Below are 18,069 nucleotides of genomic sequence, written 5' to 3' on the forward strand. Positions count from 1 at the left end.
ACGATACTGAAAGGAGGGTACATGAGCAAAAAGAACGGCGAGATGCGTTTTAACGCCACCTGGTCTATGGCGGTGGGCGGCATGGTGGGAGGCGGCATCTTCTCTGTGCTGGGAGTAGTGATAAGCACTGCAGGGCAGTGGGCCTGGCTAAGCTTTGTCATCGCCGGGGCGATCGCACTGATTTCGGCCCACAGCTATAGCCAGCTGTCGCTGAAGTATGAGCAAAGCGGCGGCGCCTTTACCTTTCTCAGCGACATCAACCACAGGGGCTTGGCAGGTAGCTTGTCCTGGGTGCTGATACTGGGCTATATCCTAACCGTTTCTGTTTACGCCTTTACCTTTGGCCATTATGTGGCGCATGTGTTCAACTGGGGAGACTGGCTTCCGCGGGTGTTGGCCTTCATGATTATTGCCATACTGGCCCTGGTGAACCTAAGAGGGGTCAGCGATTCGTCCAAACTGGAGATTATTACGGTTTGGGGCAAGCTGTTCGTATTGCTGGGCCTGGCCTTGTTTGGCCTGGTGCAGTGGCGCCCGGGGCAGCTAACGGCAGGCATGGACGCAAAGCCCTGGCATGCCGCCATCGTTGGGGCCGCCACCATTTTTATGGCCTACGAGGGGTTTCAGCTCCTGTCGTATGACTACGACGACATCAATAATCCCCAAAAAACATTGCCAAGGGCCACAATAGCAGCTGTTCTGTCCGTTATCGTAATTTACGTGCTGGTGGCGTTAGGGGCTACCATGCTGGTCGGGGCGCAGACGGTGGTCCAGCAGAAGGAGGTCGCTTTGGCTGTTGCTGGCAAGCAGGCGCTAGGCACCACGGGCCTGGTGTTGGTTACCGTTGCGGCGGCTTTCTCCACAAGCTCAGCTATCAACGCCACCCTTTTCTCCACAGGCAGGTTAATGGAGACGGTTGCCCGGAAAAAAGGGCTGCCGCAGGCTTTTGCCATAGAAAACAGCGCACAGATTCCGTTCTACGCTATCCTGATTATTGCGGGGCTATCGGCTGCATTGGCGGCTGTGGGGTCGTTAGGGGCACTGGTGGATGCTGCCAGCCTGATCTTCCTGATCACCTTTGGCACGGTGAATTTTATCGCTTTTCAGCAGAAGGTAAAGTATAGGCTGCTGTGCCTTGCCGGGGCTGCGGGTTGCCTGGTGGCCATCCTGGTTTCGGCGTACGAACAGATACAAACTAAGCCTGTGCCCTTGCTCGTGATCGTGTCCCTCATTTTACTGGCCCTGCTAGGCAGGCCTTATGTCTTAAAGCGGATGAAGCAGTGATGCGCTTGCTTTGTGAGAGCGGCAGGAGTAGGGCTACTGGAGGAAAGCGGGGCTACTGTGGTGCCACCAACTGAAGCCACGCCTCAGCGGCTTTCTCGTCCTCAAAGGATTTTACATCAAGCTGTTCTTTGATGTTGGGATACAACGCCTTGAAGGACCGCTGCCCATAAATGCCAGGGGAGAGCACGTGCGCCAAGTGCTGCAGGCCCAAAGCCTTGGCCTGCGGCGCCCACCTGTAAGCCAGCCAGTTTACGGCTACATCCCAGGGGCCAATTAACTCGCGGTTGCTATTCAGTAACCCTTTGCAAGGCTTCTCGCGCAGCATCGCAAGGATTTGGTTGTTGCCCATCATCACTGTTTCCAGCGATTGTATGCCTATCCAGTTTACGAAAATATAGACGTTACCCGGAGACCTGCTGGCTTCAAAGAAGACATCACCATTCCCCTTCTTCAACTTCATATGCTCCACTAACTGTAATCCGTCCACTTTAGTCTGCTGTTTTGACTCCACATGCTCAAAGCCTGCTCTTTTTACATGCCCTATTCAAGCATGTACGGAGTACCTTATAAAAAGCTCTTTATTGCTGCGATTGTTTCTTCCGGTGCGCTCAGGTTTGGGCAGTGGCCGGTTGCCTCCAATACTACCAGCTGGCTGCCGGCTATGTGCCTGTGCGTAAACTCGCCTACTGACAAAGGCGCAATGGCATCCTCCGAGCACTGCAAAATGAGCGTATCCACTTTTACGTGGGGCAAGTCCTGGCGGCAATCGGAGAGGAAGGTGAGGTGGGCAAAGTCTCGGGCAACCTCGTGGTTGCTTTTGCAGAAGCTTTGGGCCAGCTCCTGGCCTAGCGCTGGCCTGTCCGCATTGCCCATGATAACGGGAGCAATGGTGTTAGACCACCCCAGGTAGTCGCTATCCAGAGAATTGAGCAAGCCCATGATTTCTTCCCTGTTAAAGCCGCCTACATAGTCGCCGTCGTTGATAAAGCTTGGGGAGGGGCTAACCAGGACCAGCTTTGAGAACTGACCTGGCTTTATGTTGGCAGCCAGCACCCCGATCATGGCGCTTACGGAGTGCCCTACATAAATGACATCCTGCAGTTCCAGTTCCTCACAGATTTCCAGCACATCCATGGCGTAGGCCTTTAAAGAGTCGTATTTCTCTTTGGTGTAGGTCGTCGCATCAGAGTTGCCAAAGCCGATCATGTCAAAAAGTATTATTTTGTAGTCGTCTTGAAAGGCAGGCGCTATGTGGCGCCACATGTTCTGATCGCAACCGTAGCCGTGGGCAAACAGCATGGGTTTCTCACCTTTTCCAGTAACCGTTACATTATTCCGTTGGATGGCATTCATATCGTTTAGGGTTAAGGTTAAACTAAATCAAATGGCTGTCAAATAACTCCTTCCGTGCTAAGGTAACCATGAAAAGTGGGAATCATAGTATCGCGGGTCTTATTTGCCTGGGGAAAATGTTTTAGGTGCGCAACCTGCCGTAGTTTAAAAGCAAAAACCGGCCTGCCACATCCACTGTAGCAGGCCGGGCAGGTATGAGCTCTAAAGTATAGGCTTAGCGTTTCCTAGACATCTCCGGGAAGCGCATCTTATAATCCGCGTCTACTTCACCTTTCGAGATTTTGGTGAGCTTGTTCTTGATCAGGCGCTTCTTCAGGCCGGAAAGGTGGTCAGTGAACAGGACACCCTCGATGTGGTCATACTCGTGCTGGATCACGCGGGCGGTCATGCCATCGTACGTGTCCTCGTGCTCGTTCCACTCCTCATCAAAGTAGCGGATCACGATGCGCTCGGGGCGGTACACTACCTCGCGTACACCAGGTATGCTCAGGCAGCCTTCCTCAAAGCCCCACTCTTCCCCGTCTTCCTCCACAATCTCCGGGTTGATAAAGGCCTTTTTCACGCCTTTGCCCTTGTCCTCGTCGTCCATCATGGGCTCCGAGTCGATCACAAACAGGCGGATGCCCTTGCTGATCTGCGGGGCGGCCAGACCTACGCCGTGGGCGTGATACATGGTGGCGTACATATCCTCAACGAGCTCTTTCAGTTCCGGAAAGTCCTTCGGGATGTCCTGCGCCGGCTCCTTCAGAACCGGGTCTCCGTAGGCGGTAATTGGGTAAATCATATGTTTCTGCTTTCTAAATACGACTGTAAAATAATAACGGCGCTGATGCGGTCCACGGTGGCCTTGTCCTGGCGGGCCTTCTTCTTCAGCCCACCGGCCAGCATCGTCTGCTGCGCGATCTTGGAGGTGAAGCGCTCGTCCACCAGGTGCACCGGTATGCCCGGGAACTCCTTCTGCAGCTTGCGCTGGAAACCCACCACGTGCTGCGTGTTATCGGTGGCCTCGCCCGAAAGGCGCTTGGGCATCCCCAGCACAAAGGCCTCCACCGGCTCGCGCTGCACATAGGCCTTCAGGTAAGACAACACATCCTGGGCATGAACGGTTTCTAAGGGGCTCGCAATGATTTGGAGCGTGTCCGTAGCGGCCAGCCCCACCCGCTTTGTGCCGTAGTCAATTCCTAAGATCCTACCCATAATGCTGTTACTTGTTCTGCAAAGGTAAGGATTTTAATTTTCGATTGATAACGAACAGCTCCGGGCGTAAAATGGGGGCTAGTTTAACCCAGGTGCAAGCCCTGAAATCGGGCTGGCAAGCAAAGGATGCCGCCGTTCTTAGGAAACCTTACAGCTTAAACTCCAGCGTAACATAGTAGTTGCGGGCATCCGAAGGGATAATGCCTGGCCCCGGGTAGCCGGTGGCGCGGCGCGTGAAGTAGCGGTTATCGGTCAGGTTGTTGATGCCGGACTCCAGCGTGAAGCGCTTGTACGTATAGCTGCCCGAGAGGTCCATCACCCAGTAAGCCGGTATCACGCCCACCACGGCGGTCGGCTCTTGTATGGAGTTGGGCGCATCGGTGTACTGCTCGGCGGTGTAGCTGTACTGGTAGGCCAGCTTAAAGTTGTTGCGCTTAAACGAAAGACCGGCCTTGGCAATCACCGCCGGTGCCAGCTCCACCTCGTTGCCGTCGATATCGGATAATGGGCTGCTATACTTCGTGTTCACCAGCGTTATGTTAGAGAACGCCGAGAGGCTGGTCGGGTGGTCTGCGCCATAGTATAGCTTCAGCAGGTCGGCCTCCACAAAGGTCTCCAGGCCAAGGTTGCGCGAGTCGCCTACGTTGGTGCGGATGCGGTTGGTGGTGCCCTCTATGTTCTGGAAGTTGATGCGGTCCTGGTAAGCCAGGTAAAACACGCTGGCGTCATAGTTCAGCACACCGCTGATGTTGCCCCGGATGCCAAGGTCTGTGCTATAGCCACTCTCATCCTTCAGGTTCTGGTCCACGAACTGGTTTGGGTTGATCACACGCATGTCGTTGAAGTTGATGGCGCGGTAGTTTTGCGAGAAGTTGCCATATACTTCCATCTGCTCGCTCGGCTTATAGCTCAGGCCCACGCCCAGCAACAGCACGTTACGGGAGTTTTCCCGCTCCTCCGGCACCACTTCGTCGCGTACCACATTCCCTGCCTGGTCAGGTACCACATCCCGGTAGCTGCCGTCGGCGTTCGTGTTGATCCACTCGTAGCGCACACCCGGGGTTATACTTAGCTTTGGCGTGATGTTGAAGATGTTTTCGGCAAACAGGGCTACGTTGCGGCTCAGGTAATCGTAGCTGGACTCGTTGGGAGCGCCTGTTTCGGAGTAGAACCTGAAATCCGCGTCAGCGGCCAGGGAGCCGTCGCCCTGTTTTTGATCGGTAAAGCCACGGTAGTAGCGGGCACCCACCAACAGCGTGGAGAAGGAGCTGCCCAGGTCGTAGCGGTGGATCAGGCGCGTTTCGTTGCCGAAGTTGCGGAACTGGTCCTGCAGCAGTGCGCGCGGCTGCGACAGGTCGTCCGGGCGGTTGATCTTGCCCATAAAGCCCAGCGCGTCGCGCTGCGCCAGCAGGCCGAAGTTTCGGATGTTGAGCTTGGTGCGCTCGCTCAGGCGGTAGTCCAGCGTCAGGGCCATCAGGTTCCAGTTCACTTTAAACCAGTTGCGGTCGCGGACAGATTGCCGGGCGTCCCGCTCAAACTCAACATCGTTTAAGCCACCAGGTTGCTGTGCCAGGTAATCCATGTAAGTATAGTCAAAGCCGATCTCCAGTTTCTCGGTGGGCTTGTAGTGCACGGAGCCAAAGGCGGTGTGGGCATCAAAGCCGGAGTTGTCGCGCCAGCCGTCGCCGCGCTTGTACTGGTAAAAGCCGTAGTAGTGGAACTTGCCTTTGCTGCCGCCGATGCTGTTGAAGGAGTTAAACAAGCCCCATGATCCGGCTGTCTGGCGGGTAGTTAGCTCAAACGATTTGTCCTCGGGCCCTTCCTTCATCACGAAGTTGATCATGCCGCCGAACTGCGTGCCATACTGCAAAGAGGCTGCGCCGCGCACCACCTCAATGCGGTCCAGCGCTTCGGTAGGAGGGGTGTAGTAGCTCTCCGGGTAGCCCAGGGCATCAGCCGAGATATCGTAGCCGTTCTGGCGGGTGTTGAAGTTGGAGGTACGGTTCGGGCTGAGGCCACGGCCCCCGATGCCCAGCTGCAGGCCGGCACCGTCGCTCTCCCAGATGTTGAGGCCGGCCACCTTGGCAAACACCTGGCGGCTGTTGTTGGTGGCTTTGTTGGCCGTGATGTCGCTGAGTACCACCACCTCGCTCTTCTTGCCCTCGTAAATAGCGGCACCCTCCACTGAGTTCAGGCGGGTGATGCCGAAGGTCTTTTCGCGCTCGCCCTTCACGTTCACCTCGCGCAGTTGTCCCTCCAACTGCTTCAGCGAGAAATCAAGTATAACATTACTGTTGCTGATGGTCACCTGCTGCGTAGCCGAGCCCCAGCCCACGCTGTAGGCGGTTAAGGTATATACACCGGGAGCCAGATCGGCTATGGTATAGTTTCCTTTGGCATCGGCCTTAAAAAGGGAGCCAGTGTTGGTCAGCAGCACCTCGGCCTGCGGCACCGGCTGCTGTGTGGCGGTACTGGTAATTTTACCAGAGATGGAGAAAGTTTGGGCCAGGGCAGCCAGCGAGCTGCAGAGCACCAGAGCGATAGTGAGCGTTACGCGCATTGTCTTTTATTTCTGCCCCAGGGCCTCTTGCGGCGGAGCGTCTTGTTCTAAAGGTAATATCCAAGGCTTGGGCAGGAAGCTGTCTTTCTCGGCCGCCAAGTTAACGGTTGGGTCGATCAGGAGCCTGCTGCTGCGGTCATTCATCGCGACATATACTTCAGCACGCACCTGCGCACCGGGTATGCCACGGGAAGCAAAGTCCTGCTGCAGCATATGGGCGAACTGCAGGAGCATATCGGGTTGGGTGGCTACTTGCTTTTCCTGGGTGATGGTGAGGTAGTCGCGGTTGTTGATCTCTATTTCGTGTCCGGTCTCCGGGTCGCGCACATAGAAGAAGGCGGTGCCGGTCTTCTCCATCAGCATCACGCGCCAGGAGAAGCGGTAGCCTTGCTCGGTCCAGAAAAGTGGGCCGGGGTAAAGTATAAACCGCCACGGCACCAGCACCTGCAGCACAAAGTATACAGCCAGCAAACGCAGCAGCAACGGCTGCGCCGATACCTCAGCAAACTTCGGAAAGGCAGGCTTACGGACCTTGGCTATACTTCTAAGCCCGTTCAGCACCCGCTCATGGAAGCCCTCGGAAAAGAAGATCAGCGTACTCACTATCATGATGTAAGGAAACATACCGATCTGGAACAGCACCGCCGTGAGCACGTGGAACACGACCACCGTAAGGTAGGCCAAAGGCCGGCTCGTGCGCCAGCTCAGGAAAAACGGAACCGTCAGGTCGTAAAAAGCGCCGAACCAGCTGAACAGGTAGGCCACCCACACTTTGTCGAGCCACGGGCCGATGAGCGGCAGGTGCGTGTGGGCCGGCAGCCAGTAGCGCAGGGGCATGGCCTCCAGCAGCCAATCGGGGTTGAGCTTGGCCACGCCGGCATAGAAGTACACCAGCCCTAGCTGCACCTGGAAAATCAGCACCGCCCAGCGCGGCACATGGCTTACCCAGGTATGCGGCTTGCGCAGCACATCCAGCGCAAAGTGCCGGTTGGCTGGCACCAGCACCAGCAGCAATGCCACAATGCTCACAAAGTAGTAGTGGTTGAGGTAATTCGTCTTGTCAATCAGCTCGACGTAGGTAAAGCTGAGAAAGAACAGCAGCGCCGACAGGCGATAGAACAGCCCCAGCAACATACCCAGCGCCGCTACGGCCATCAGTATAAACAGCGCGTACATGCCCGCCTCGCCCAGCGGCCGCACCCATTCAAAGCCATAGTAGGGGAAGTATACTTTAGGCTGCACGTACAGCTCCGTTACCCAACCCTTGGCCATAAACCGGATGATACTGGCCAGCATCATGCCGCCAAAAATAATGCGGAAGGCCGCCAGCGGGGCTGCGGAAACAGGGGCGGTAAGGTATGGCTTCAGCTTCTGGAGCATGGTTATACTTACAGTTTATACTTCCTGCGGCCATACTTGCCGGAGCAGGCACAGCCGCAGGAAGAGGTAGGATTAATCGCCGTCGTTGTCGGTGTAAGAGATGGTAACGCCCAGCTTGGAAGGCATGTCGGTCTTGGTCAGTACGATGAGCTTCTGCAGCTCGTCGTACACTTTGAGCACGGCGGGCTGCTGCGTCGTTACAGCCTCAGAAAGCGGACCCTGCACGGCATTGGCGGCAGCCAGCACGGCATTAAACTGCGCCTCTATGGCATCAGAAAGAAGGGTGCCATTGTACTGTGCGTTCACATGGTCCAGGTAGTCATCCAGGCCCGGGCCGTTGGTGCCACCCGGCGTCATGCCCATGAAGGTGGCTTTCTCGGCCTGTATGTTCTGCTTCAGCAGCTCCAGCGATAGCTGGCTGTAATAGGCCTCCACTTTTTCTGGCAAGGCGGTGCCTGAGGTGGATTTCCCTGCCGGTAATCCCACTTTATACCTTTTAGTCACATCGATATCGGCGTTAAGGCCATTTACCAGGTTGCCCACAGCACTGCCCACGGCTGTGCCTTGCGCGTTCTTGAAGGTAGTGGCATAGTCGCCGCTGGTCCAGCCGTTGTAAACGGTCTCCACGCGCTGTTGAACCAGGTGGGCAACGTCCTGCAGGTACTTTTTGCGGTTGGCCGCGTTGGTGCCGGAAGTATACTGCTCCAGCACGGCAGCCTCTGTGCCGGCGCCATACAGCAGGTAGTCCAGGGCCGGGAAGCCCTTGGCCGCGTAGTTGGCGGTGAGCTGCAGGTTATAGGTGCCGGAGGAGATGTTGCTCTCGATCTGGCTGGTACTGGTAGGGAAGGTGTTCAGGTTGCTGCGCAGCATCTGCTCGTCTGCCGGGCCAAACTCATACACGCTCACGTTTTGCCATGCCGTGTAAGCCTGCTGGTAAGCCGTGCGGGCGGCGGCCAGGTTTTCCGCCATTGGCGAAGCCACAAACGCATCGATGGCAGTGGCCATTGCCTTTGCTTTGCTGTTGAAGTTGCCATAAGCGGGCACGATCAGGTTGTCGGCATAGTTGGCCACCATGGTCTGGCGGTCATAATCATTGTCGGGGCTGCTGTCCTCGCTGTCGGAGCCACAGCTGCTGAGCAGGGCCAGGCAAGCCAACGCCATGACCTGGTATTTTTTCAAGTCTTTCATACTTATACTTTTAAAGCGCGAAAGGCAGCAGCTGTGGAAATGGCCTCTCCGCAACTGCTGCACTTATCTAAAACACTAACTATTGTAGAAGGCGCTACTACAGCTGGCCTTTGATGCTGTCCATGCCATAAGCAGAGCTCAGGATGTTGATAGCCTTGTTGATATCCTCGGCTGTCGTCTCGTACAGGTTGGTGCCGATGGCTGCCATCACTTCCTGGTACTTGGCGTCAGTCAGTTTGCGGTCAGACTTGTACTGCAGGCCCATCACAAAACCGATTGCCTCGGACAGGTAGTGGCTCTTTTTCGCCTGGTCTGCCACATTCTCCTCCGCTTCGTTCAGCTCATGTATGGCTGCAGCGGCTACCAGGCGCTCCCACTCGGTACGTACAGTGGCGGCGGCTTCTTCTTTGGCTTTCATGTCTTTGGCAGAGATGGCGGCGCGGCCTTTCAGGAAGGCGTCCATGATGGCTTTGTTGCTACCCAGGGCGGCATCAACCTGGTTGCTGTAGTTAGCCCAGAATCTTGCGCCATCGGTGGTGGCAGGGAAATTCTTTGGCGCGCCGAAGTAGCCGAATGCCTCGTCCCAGTGGTGTTCCATCGCAGTGCCTTCGCCTTCGGTCACCTTCATGTTATCCACGGCAGCGCCGATCTTCTCCTCGGTCAGGTAGCCATCCACCGCCTGGTAGTAGAACACGGCACCCATGAGGCCCTTCTGGATCACCTGCGCGTACTCAATGCCATTCTCATCCACCAAGTAGCTCTTTTTTCCATCCGCAGAGGTCAGCAAGCCTGCTTGCCCGTTGCTGGCTGGCAATCCTAACAAATGGGTAGGAGCCTTGCTGGCTGCAGCCACGGCATCAAAATAACCCTCAAACTCTTCCTGGGCAGTAAGAATGGTCTTGTTTTTGAGTTGCTTGGTGTTGGCTTCGTTCAGGCTGGCATCAGAAAACGGGCTGTTAGCGTTCGCATACATGGCCTTCATCTTCTGCGCGTCCAGCTGAGCGCCTTCATTGCCGGTCTTGATATAGTCGCTTAGCTCGGTCAGCATGTCCAGTCTGGTGGTCTGGCCAGCGTAATTCACGTTCTCAAAGTTGTAAGTGGACGGAACATTATAAGACGGTGCGTCTTCGTCGTCGTCTGAGCAGGAGGTAAAAGTTACGCAGGCGGCTAAACCAACAAGGGCCAGCGCTGTGTGCCTTTTGATAGAATGAAGCATTGTGTTTAGGTTAAATTTATTTAGACTGATTAAAAATAACTCTGCAAAGCTAAGCAGCAGCTGTGTCAGAGACAAACGTTGTTTAGACATATTTTAAATAAAATAGCTGGGTACGGTGAAGAGTACAGCTCATACGGCTGTAGGGTAAAGCAACTTTAACAAATTTGTACTTGTATAGATATAGAGGGCTTCAGTATATTTAAGGTAAATTTTTGTACTGCTTTGCCGTGCCGATGCTGTGGCATTTCACTGAATTTATACTTTAATCACATGGACGAGATGGAGCATGGTGAGGAAAAAGACAGAAAAGTCCGGAACACGCCGTTCCAGATAAAACTTCCGCTGTTTATCAGCCTGGCGCTGGTGGTGGGCCTGCTGTTGGGGGCTACCATGTTCTCGCCATCCACCACGAACCCCCAAGGCACCGCCAGGAGTTACCTTAAGTTCCGCGATGTGCTGAGCTATATAGACCGCGACTATGTTGACACCGTGGACGTGGAGGAGCTGACGGATTACGCGATTACGAAGATGCTGGAGAAGCTGGACCCGCACACGGCCTACATCCCGGCCGAGGAACTGGCCATGGCGCGCTCTTACCTGGAGGGCGACTTTGAGGGCATCGGGGTGGAGTTTAACATCTTTAAGGATACAATTTACGTCATCACCCCGCTGAGCGGCGGGCCGTCTGAGGCGGCAGGCATACAGGCCGGCGACAAGATCCTGAAAGTGGACGGCGAGAGTGTGGCTGGCATCGGCATCAACAACGAGGGCGTGTTTAAGCGCCTGCGTGGCCCTAAAGGCACCAAAGTAAACCTTACTATCCAACGGAACTCCACCAAAAAGCTGCTTAACTTCACCATAGAGCGCAGCAAGATTCCCACCCACTCAGTGGACGTGAGCTATATGGTGGATGACAGGACAGGCTATATCAAAGTGAGCCGTTTCTCAGCCAATACCTATGAGGAGTTTATGGAAGCCCTTACCAGGCTGCAGGGGCAGGGCATGGAGCAGCTGCTGCTCGATTTGCGCGGCAACCCGGGCGGCTACATGGACCACGCCATCCGGATGGCCGACGAGTTTATCGGCAATGAGAAAATGATTGTGTATACCGACGGCAAGGGCACCCGCTACGACTCCAAGACATTTGCCCAGCGAAAGGGCGTGTTTGAGGAGGGACCGCTGGTGGTGTTGCTGGATGAGGGCAGCGCCTCTGCCTCCGAGATCGTGGCCGGCGCCCTGCAGGACAACGACCGCGCCCTGATCGTGGGCCGCCGCTCGTTTGGCAAGGGCCTGGTGCAGATGCCGATCCCGCTGAACGACGGCTCCGAGCTGCGCCTGACCATCTCGCGCTACTACACGCCAAGCGGGCGCTCCATCCAGAAGCCTTACAAGGAGAATGCCGAGGAGTATGAGATGGACATCCTGAACCGCTTCGAGAACGGAGAGTACTTCCACCCGGACAGCAGCCTGTTCGTGGACTCGCTGAAGTATAAAACCCTGGGCGGACGCGCCGTGTATGGCGGTGGCGGCATTATGCCCGATGTGTTCGTGCCCCGCGACACCACCGAGCTGTCGGAGTACCTGAGCCAGCTCTACAACAAGAACGTGATCCGGGAGTATAGCCTGAGCTATTACCAGAAGCACAAGAAAGAGCTGGAGAAAATGCCGTTTGAGAAATTTAGCAAGGGCTTTGAGGTAACGGATAAGATGCTGCAGGAGGTGGTGCAGACGGCTAAGGCCTCCGGCGTGGAGTATAACGATGCCCAGTTTAAACGCTCCAAGAACCTGCTGCGCAACCATCTGAAGGCCTTTATCGCCCGCAGCGTGTATGGCAACGATGGCTTCTTTCCGGTGCTGCACCAGTCAGATGAGGAGTTTCAGCAGGGGCTGAGGCACTTTAGCCGGGCCCAAAGCCTGGCGGCAGGAAGCATGTAAGTATGAGCAAAGCTCGACAAAGGATTCTGTGACAAAGGACAAAAGATTCTCCTGAAATGATTACCTCACCAGCTCTTCCTAAAAGCAGCAGAGAACACTCGTGCAGGATGGTCCCCTTGTAAGGGGATATTATCCGGTAAATCATTCGTCTTTTGTCAAATAGCCAAACACCTAACGACACCTTAAAACTAATCATACATGGCCTTTTATTATAGACTAGGAGAGATCCCGCACAAACGGCACACGCAGTTCCGCCAGCCCGACGGCAGCCTCTATGCAGAGCAGCTGGTGGGCACGCTGGGCTTTAGCGGTGTTTCGTCGTTGCTCTACCACATTAACCCGCCTACCCAGATCAGCCGCATCGGGGAGCCAAGGCCGTTTGCGCCGAAAAGGGCCGAGGGGGTAAAGCTGGCGCCGCAGCACCTAAAAACGGTAGAAGTTAAAGCCACCGGCCCCGACTACCTCAGCGCCCGCAAAACCATGCTGTTCAACAACGATGTAGCCATTAGCCTCTGCAACCCATCGGAGCACGAGATGGACTACTACTATAAGAATGGCCAGGCCGACGAGGTGGTGTTTGTGCACGACGGCACCGGCGATCTGCTCACCCAAATGGGCCGCATCCCGTTTGGCCCCGGCGATTACCTGGTGATCCCGCGCACGGTCATCCACAAGTTCCGGTTTGATGAGAGCGAGCGGCAGGTAAGGTTGCTGGTAATCGAGTCGTTTAGCCCGATTGAGACGCCGCGCCGCTACCGCAACCACTTCGGCCAGCTGCTGGAGCATGCACCGTTCTGCGAGCGCGACATGCGCCCGCCGGTGGAGCTGATCACCGAAACCGAGAAAGGCGATTACCTGGTGCAGGTGAAGAAGGAGGGGGAGCTGCATCAGTTCTATTACAGGTCTAGCCCGTTTGATGCCGTAGGCTGGGACGGCTATTTCTACCCCTACGCCTTCAACATCAAGGACTTTGAGCCGATAACCGGCCGCATCCATCAGCCGCCGCCGGTGCACCAGACCTTTGAGGCGCACAACTTCGTGATCTGCTCGTTTGTGCCGCGCCTGTTCGACTACCACCCGCTGTCCATTCCGGCGCCCTACAACCACTCGAACGTGGACTCCGACGAGGTGCTATACTATGTGGAGGGCAACTTTATGAGCCGCAAGGGCGTGGACCGTGGCTCCTTTACCATACACCCGGGCGGTATACCGCATGGGCCGCACCCAGGCACCGTAGAGGCAAGTATAGGCAAGAAGGAAACAGAGGAGTATGCCGTGATGATCGACACCTTTAAACCGCTGCACCTGACGGTGGATGCCCTGCCTTACCTGGATGAGAAATACCCGATGAGCTGGAACGAAGACGGCGATGACAAAGTGCGGAAAGGCGATATGTTTGACTAAACTGCTTCTAGTTTTGTAACTTGCGGCGGGAAAGGCGGCCTTGGTAGCTGGCTTCTCCCGCCGCAATTGTTTTTTTACCCTTTACACGTGCCATTGATGAAACGAATGATGCTGATGGCTGTGCTGCTGTTTGCCGTAATAGCCACTGCCTGCGAGAAGATCGATGACCTGCTTACGTTTTACATTGAGGAGGAGGAAACTTTTACCATTGAGTCAGGTTTTCCCTTAGGTGCCCTTGTCCCGGCCACGCCCTTTACCATCACCACAAACTCAGAGGAGACGTTCAAGAACAATAAAACCCGCGCCGAGCTGGTAAAGAATGTGAGCCTGAACAGGATGGAGCTGACGATAACGGAGCCTAAAACGCAGAACTTTGACTTCCTGAAGCGCATAGAGCTTTACATCTCCGCTGAGAAGCAACCGGAGGTAAAGATTGCGTACCTGGACGAGGTGCCCGCAGGAAGCAATGTGCTTAAGTTAAAATCGACCAATGCCAAGCTGGACGAGTATATCAAAGGCAACAGTTATACTATCCGGACACAGGCCGAGATCTCGAAGCCAGTGACAGAAGATATCACCATTAGAGCCGATATGCGATTTAAAGTAACCGCAGATCCTTTATAAGATGCATACATTACAGATGAGAGTTTCAGAGGATAATAAGTTAGAGAAGATCATCATCGTGGGTGACCGCGTGCTGATAAAGCCAAAGAGCACCCGCGACCAAACCAAGAGCGGTTTATACCTGCCGCCTGGGGTACAGGAGAAGGAGAAGGTGCAGGAGGGCTATATCATGAAGGTAGGCCCGGGCTACCCGATCCCCGCCGACTTTGGTTACGATGAGGAGACCTGGGGGCAGGAGGAGGAAGAGGTGCGCTACATCCCGCTTCAGGCCAAAGAGGGCGACCTGGCCATTTACCTGCAGCGCGACGCCATTGAGATCAACTACCTCGGTGAGAAGTATTTTATCGTGCCTCAGTCAGCCGTGCTGATGCTGGTGCGCGAGGAGGACCTATAGCAGCTTTCTAATTGGTGAGTTTATACTTTGCACAGTATACTTGCCGCCGGATTTATACTTACAAGGAGAAGCCCAGGCTGTAACAGCCTGGGCTTCTCCTTTTTATACATACGCGCTACTTCTCCAGCGGCCTAGTGAGGTCAAAATCTGCCTGAAAACGGAGCTGGTTGTCGCGTTTCAGGATGTAGCTGAAGGTGCGCCCATCGGGGCTGAAAACCAGTGTCCACTCGTTGGTAGCGGCGGCGGGAAGTAGCTCAGCCGTATAGGTGTCCGCCGGAAAGCGCTGTTCCAACGCTGTGGGGGCGGTAGAAGCCGTGCCGCCATAGAGGGTAATTTCATCCGGGGTGCCGTCTTCGTGGCGGTGGTCGTGCTTCAGTTGCAGCCCCTCCGCCGTTTTGCTGATCACCCAGGTCCTGGACTTATCCTCGCCTACTGTAAACGGAACGCGAAGGGTGGAGTCGGAACAGGCTTGAACATACATCACCAGGGGAGCACCGGCAAATGGATCCTGGCCATCGGCTGGGTAAATCACTGTTCCGCTAAAAGACTTTCCGCAAAGGCCGCTCATACTTTTGTAGAACGATTGCTGCGGCTCGCTTGCCTGGTAGCGCGGCTGAGCACAGGCCACCATCCAGAGCAGACACATCCATATCATCAGTCGCTTCATGAGGGCAAAATAGATAATAAATTTAAGTATGGCTATACTTATACTTTAATATATACTATAGATAGTTAAATTTGCTGTTTCTTAACAAGTACAAGCAGGGTGATAAGGCCAAGGTCTGGAAGCTTTGACCTTTGGTGCCGGAACAAAGGCAGGCTATGGAAGAGCAGCCTGAGTAAGATCTGCAGTTAGAATTAAACGTTGCTAAAATATAAGTTTACCTAAAAGCAACTTCTGCTGCTGCTTCACCATCTTTTAAGAAAGATCGCTTAGCTAAACCAAGCCTGTTCTACATCACCAAACTATGAAGCTAAAGTTACTGCTGTCTCTTGCGTCGATCATACTTTACTTAACCTGCAGCGCCCAGGAGCAGAAGCAGGAGCAAAAGAAGTATAACTACCCCCAGAAAACCCTGCAGGCGCTTCGCATCGATCAAGACCTGAAAATAGACGGTGTGCTGGACGAGCCAGTGTGGCAGCAGGCAGATATCGCCACGCAGTTCATCAAGAACAGACCAAACCCAGGGCCCCTGGAGAAACACCCGACCGAGGTGCGCATCCTCTACGATGATGCCGCCATTTATGTGGGAGCCGTGATGCATGACGTGTCGCAGGACTCCATTTTCCGGGAACTGGGGCGCCGCGACGATCTGGGCAACACAGACTTTTTCGGCATCTTCTTGGACCCTTACCTGGATGAGATAAACGGTTTTGGCTTTCTGATTACGCCGGCCGGGGTGCAGCTCGATGCCCGTTACTCGTCTAACGGCGAAGACTGGAGCTGGAACGCGGTGTGGGAAAGCAGCACCCAACTGAACGAAACGAGCTGGGTGGCCGAGATGAAAATTCCATACTCCGCCATCCGGTTTAGCAGCAAGCCGGTGCAGGTGTGGGGGCTGAACTTTATGCGCAACCGGCAATCCACCCGCGAGGGGTACTTCTGGAACTACGTAGACCCGGCCAAAGACGGCTTTGCCAACCAGTGGGGCCGCCTGGAGGGGCTGCGCAACATCGAGGCACCGCTGCGCCTGTCGTTCACACCGTATATTTCGGCTTACATGGAGCGCTACCCTGTGGCGCAGGAAGAGTCCGGAAAGGCTTCGCACGCGCATAACTTTAACTTTGGTGGCGGCATGGATGTGAAGTACGGCATAAGCGACGCCTTTACGCTGGACATGACGCTGGTGCCGGATTTCAGCCAGGTGCAGTCTGATAACCGCGTGCTGAACCTCTCGCCGTTTGAGCAGCAGTTCAGCGAGAACAGGCCGTTTTTTCTGGAAGGGACGGAGCTGTTCAACAAAGGCGATTTTTTCTATTCCCGCCGTATCGGGGGCAGGCCGGTTAACTCCGGAATTATTTACGACGATGCCTACAGCGAGTATGAGGTAGTGGAGAGCCCCAGCGAAACCAAGATGATCAATGGCACCAAAATTTCGGGCCGCACACAGTCCGGCCTGGGCATAGGCATTTTTAATGCGGTGGTAGGCGAGCAGTACGCCGAGTTAGAAGACAAAGAAGGAAACCGAATTAAGCTGAAGACGCAGCCGCTCACCAACTATAACATCGCTGTTTTCGACCAGTCGCTTAAAAACAACTCCTATGTTACGCTGGTGAACACCAACGTGATGCGCCAAGGCTCCACCTACGATGCCAACCTGACGGGCCTACTCTTCAGGATAGCCAACAAAGGAAACAAGTACGCCATTGACGGCAAGGGCGCCCTGAGCCAGCAGTTTCACCCGGACGACACGGAACGGGGCTACATGTACCGGGTGGGGGCGGGCAAAGTGAGCGGCAATTTTCAGTTCAACGCATCGCATGTGCTGTACTCGGATAAGTATAATCCCAATGACCTGGGCATCCTGTTTACGAACAACTCATCGGCGCAGGAGCTAAGCTTCTCCTACAACTTCTACGATCCTTTCTGGAAGCTGCTGAACCTGTATTCTACCGTAGGGGCAGTATACGAGCGGCGCTTTCAGCCCAATAAGTTTCAAAACTTCGTCATCTACAGCAACGTGAACGGCACCTTCAAGGATTTCACGAGCGCGGGGCTGCAAATCAACCTGGAGCCTATCGTGACTTACGACTTCTTCGAGCCTCGCCTGAACGGCAGGGTGTACGCTTTTCCGGTAAACTATACCGTTGGCGGCTGGGTGTCTACAGATTACCGCAAGCGTTTTGCCCTGGACCTCGAAATGACCTACCGCACGTTTGACGAGCACCAGCGCCGTAACTTCAGTTATGGCATCTCGCCGCGTTTTAGAGTAAGCAATCAGCTTAGCTTTACCTATAGCTTTGAGTCAGGCAACAGGTATGATGACATGGGCTTTGTGAACATTATCCGCTACAAAGACGACAAGGGCAGCGAAGTAAAAGACCCTGATGTGGTGTTCGGCCTGCGCGAGGTGCATTCGGTCTACAACAGCCTGTCGGGTAGCTACATCTTTAACAACCGGATGTCCTTGGGCCTGCGGGTGTGGCACAACTGGAGCAAGGTAAACCACGACCGGTACTTTAAGTTGCTCCACAACGGAGCGCTGGAGGCGTATGAGTATGCACCGGAAAAGTCGCCGGATGTGAACTATAACTCCTTTAACCTAGACATGGTGTACTCGTGGTGGTTTGCCCCGGGCAGCGAGATAAGCATTGTCTGGAAAAACGCCTTTGAGGAGCAGGTGAACCTGGTAGAGCCGTACTACTTCAACAACTTCTCCCACACCATCCGCTCCCCGCAGAGCAGCACTTTTTCAGTTAAAGTGCTCTATTACCTAGATTACCTGACGTTGAAGCGGAAGCTTGCAAAATCATAGCTGCGTATAGTTTATATGAAAAGAGCCGGCCCTAATCAGGACCGGCTCTTTCGTTTTA

At 54.8% G+C, this 18,069-nt stretch carries 15 protein-coding genes; 6 read left to right on the forward strand and 9 right to left on the reverse strand.

The features are described from left to right. Positions 1–21: 21 nt before the first annotated feature. A complete protein-coding gene (locus PXG97_RS19830; protein WP_276499580.1) occupies positions 22–1,284 on the forward strand; it encodes an APC family permease in 1,263 nt (420 codons plus the stop codon). A gap of 52 nt (positions 1,285–1,336) precedes the next feature. On the opposite strand, the gene PXG97_RS19835 is transcribed toward PXG97_RS19830, so the two are convergent. The 8 genes from PXG97_RS19835 to PXG97_RS19870 all read right to left on the reverse strand — a co-directional run bounded on the left by PXG97_RS19835 (position 1,337) and on the right by PXG97_RS19870 (position 10,178). Then, positions 1,337–1,744, reverse strand: a complete 408-nt coding sequence (locus PXG97_RS19835; protein ID WP_276499581.1) for a hypothetical protein — start codon at positions 1,742–1,744, stop codon at positions 1,337–1,339. A 104-nt stretch (positions 1,745–1,848) separates the two neighbouring features. Beyond that, the gene (locus PXG97_RS19840; RefSeq protein ID WP_276499583.1) at positions 1,849–2,637 is read right to left on the reverse strand and encodes an alpha/beta fold hydrolase; all 789 of its coding nucleotides are present in this window, start codon (positions 2,635–2,637) and stop codon (positions 1,849–1,851) included. Between the two features lie 214 nt (positions 2,638–2,851). Continuing rightward, positions 2,852–3,421: a peptide deformylase gene (gene def / locus PXG97_RS19845; RefSeq protein ID WP_276499584.1), complete on the reverse strand. Its 570-nt coding sequence runs from the start codon at positions 3,419–3,421 to the stop codon at positions 2,852–2,854. Continuing rightward, positions 3,418–3,834 (reverse strand): Holliday junction resolvase RuvX, encoded by a 417-nt coding sequence (ruvX, locus tag PXG97_RS19850; protein WP_276499585.1) that lies wholly within the window; start codon positions 3,832–3,834, stop codon positions 3,418–3,420. The genes def and ruvX overlap by 4 nt, the downstream gene beginning before the upstream one ends. A 148-nt stretch (positions 3,835–3,982) precedes the next feature. After that, positions 3,983–6,394, reverse strand: a complete 2,412-nt coding sequence (locus PXG97_RS19855) for a TonB-dependent receptor (protein WP_276499586.1) — start codon at positions 6,392–6,394, stop codon at positions 3,983–3,985. 6 nt (positions 6,395–6,400) lie between these two features. Next, complete coding sequence (locus PXG97_RS19860; protein ID WP_276499587.1) at positions 6,401–7,774, reverse strand: HTTM domain-containing protein; 1,374 nt, start codon at positions 7,772–7,774, stop codon at positions 6,401–6,403. Positions 7,775–7,846: 72 nt separating this feature from the next. Further along, on the reverse strand, positions 7,847–8,962 hold the full coding sequence (locus tag PXG97_RS19865) for an imelysin family protein (protein WP_276499588.1): 1,116 nt from the start codon (positions 8,960–8,962) through the stop codon (positions 7,847–7,849). Between the two features lie 97 nt (positions 8,963–9,059). Next, positions 9,060–10,178, reverse strand: coding sequence for a DUF4856 domain-containing protein (locus PXG97_RS19870; RefSeq protein WP_276499590.1), 1,119 nt, complete (start codon positions 10,176–10,178; stop codon positions 9,060–9,062). 270 nt (positions 10,179–10,448) lie between these two features. On the opposite strand from PXG97_RS19870, the gene PXG97_RS19875 reads away from it, so the two are divergent. The 4 genes from PXG97_RS19875 (at position 10,449) to PXG97_RS19890 (ending at position 14,535) form a co-directional block, all read left to right on the forward strand. Continuing rightward, positions 10,449–12,113, forward strand: a complete 1,665-nt coding sequence (locus tag PXG97_RS19875; RefSeq protein WP_338088616.1) for a S41 family peptidase — start codon at positions 10,449–10,451, stop codon at positions 12,111–12,113. Positions 12,114–12,311: 198 nt separating this feature from the next. Further along, the gene (locus tag PXG97_RS19880; protein WP_276499592.1) at positions 12,312–13,517 is read left to right on the forward strand and encodes a homogentisate 1,2-dioxygenase; all 1,206 of its coding nucleotides are present in this window, start codon (positions 12,312–12,314) and stop codon (positions 13,515–13,517) included. Between the two features lie 96 nt (positions 13,518–13,613). After that, positions 13,614–14,141 (forward strand): hypothetical protein, encoded by a 528-nt coding sequence (locus PXG97_RS19885; protein WP_276499593.1) that lies wholly within the window; start codon positions 13,614–13,616, stop codon positions 14,139–14,141. A 16-nt stretch (positions 14,142–14,157) separates the two neighbouring features. Next, positions 14,158–14,535 (forward strand): co-chaperone GroES, encoded by a 378-nt coding sequence (locus PXG97_RS19890; RefSeq protein WP_276499594.1) that lies wholly within the window; start codon positions 14,158–14,160, stop codon positions 14,533–14,535. Positions 14,536–14,650: 115 nt separating this feature from the next. Here PXG97_RS19890 and PXG97_RS19895 read toward each other — a convergent pair whose 3' ends face one another. Then, the gene (locus PXG97_RS19895) at positions 14,651–15,190 is read right to left on the reverse strand and encodes a hypothetical protein (RefSeq protein ID WP_276499595.1); all 540 of its coding nucleotides are present in this window, start codon (positions 15,188–15,190) and stop codon (positions 14,651–14,653) included. 313 nt (positions 15,191–15,503) lie between these two features. Here PXG97_RS19895 and PXG97_RS19900 point away from each other — a divergent pair, with 313 nt between their 5' ends. After that, on the forward strand, positions 15,504–18,011 hold the full coding sequence (locus PXG97_RS19900; protein WP_276499596.1) for a DUF5916 domain-containing protein: 2,508 nt from the start codon (positions 15,504–15,506) through the stop codon (positions 18,009–18,011). Positions 18,012–18,069 lie beyond the last annotated feature (58 nt).

Origin of the sequence: Pontibacter litorisediminis (genome assembly GCF_029360645.1) — a bacterium.
GTDB classification, from domain to species: domain Bacteria; phylum Bacteroidota; class Bacteroidia; order Cytophagales; family Hymenobacteraceae; genus Pontibacter; species Pontibacter litorisediminis.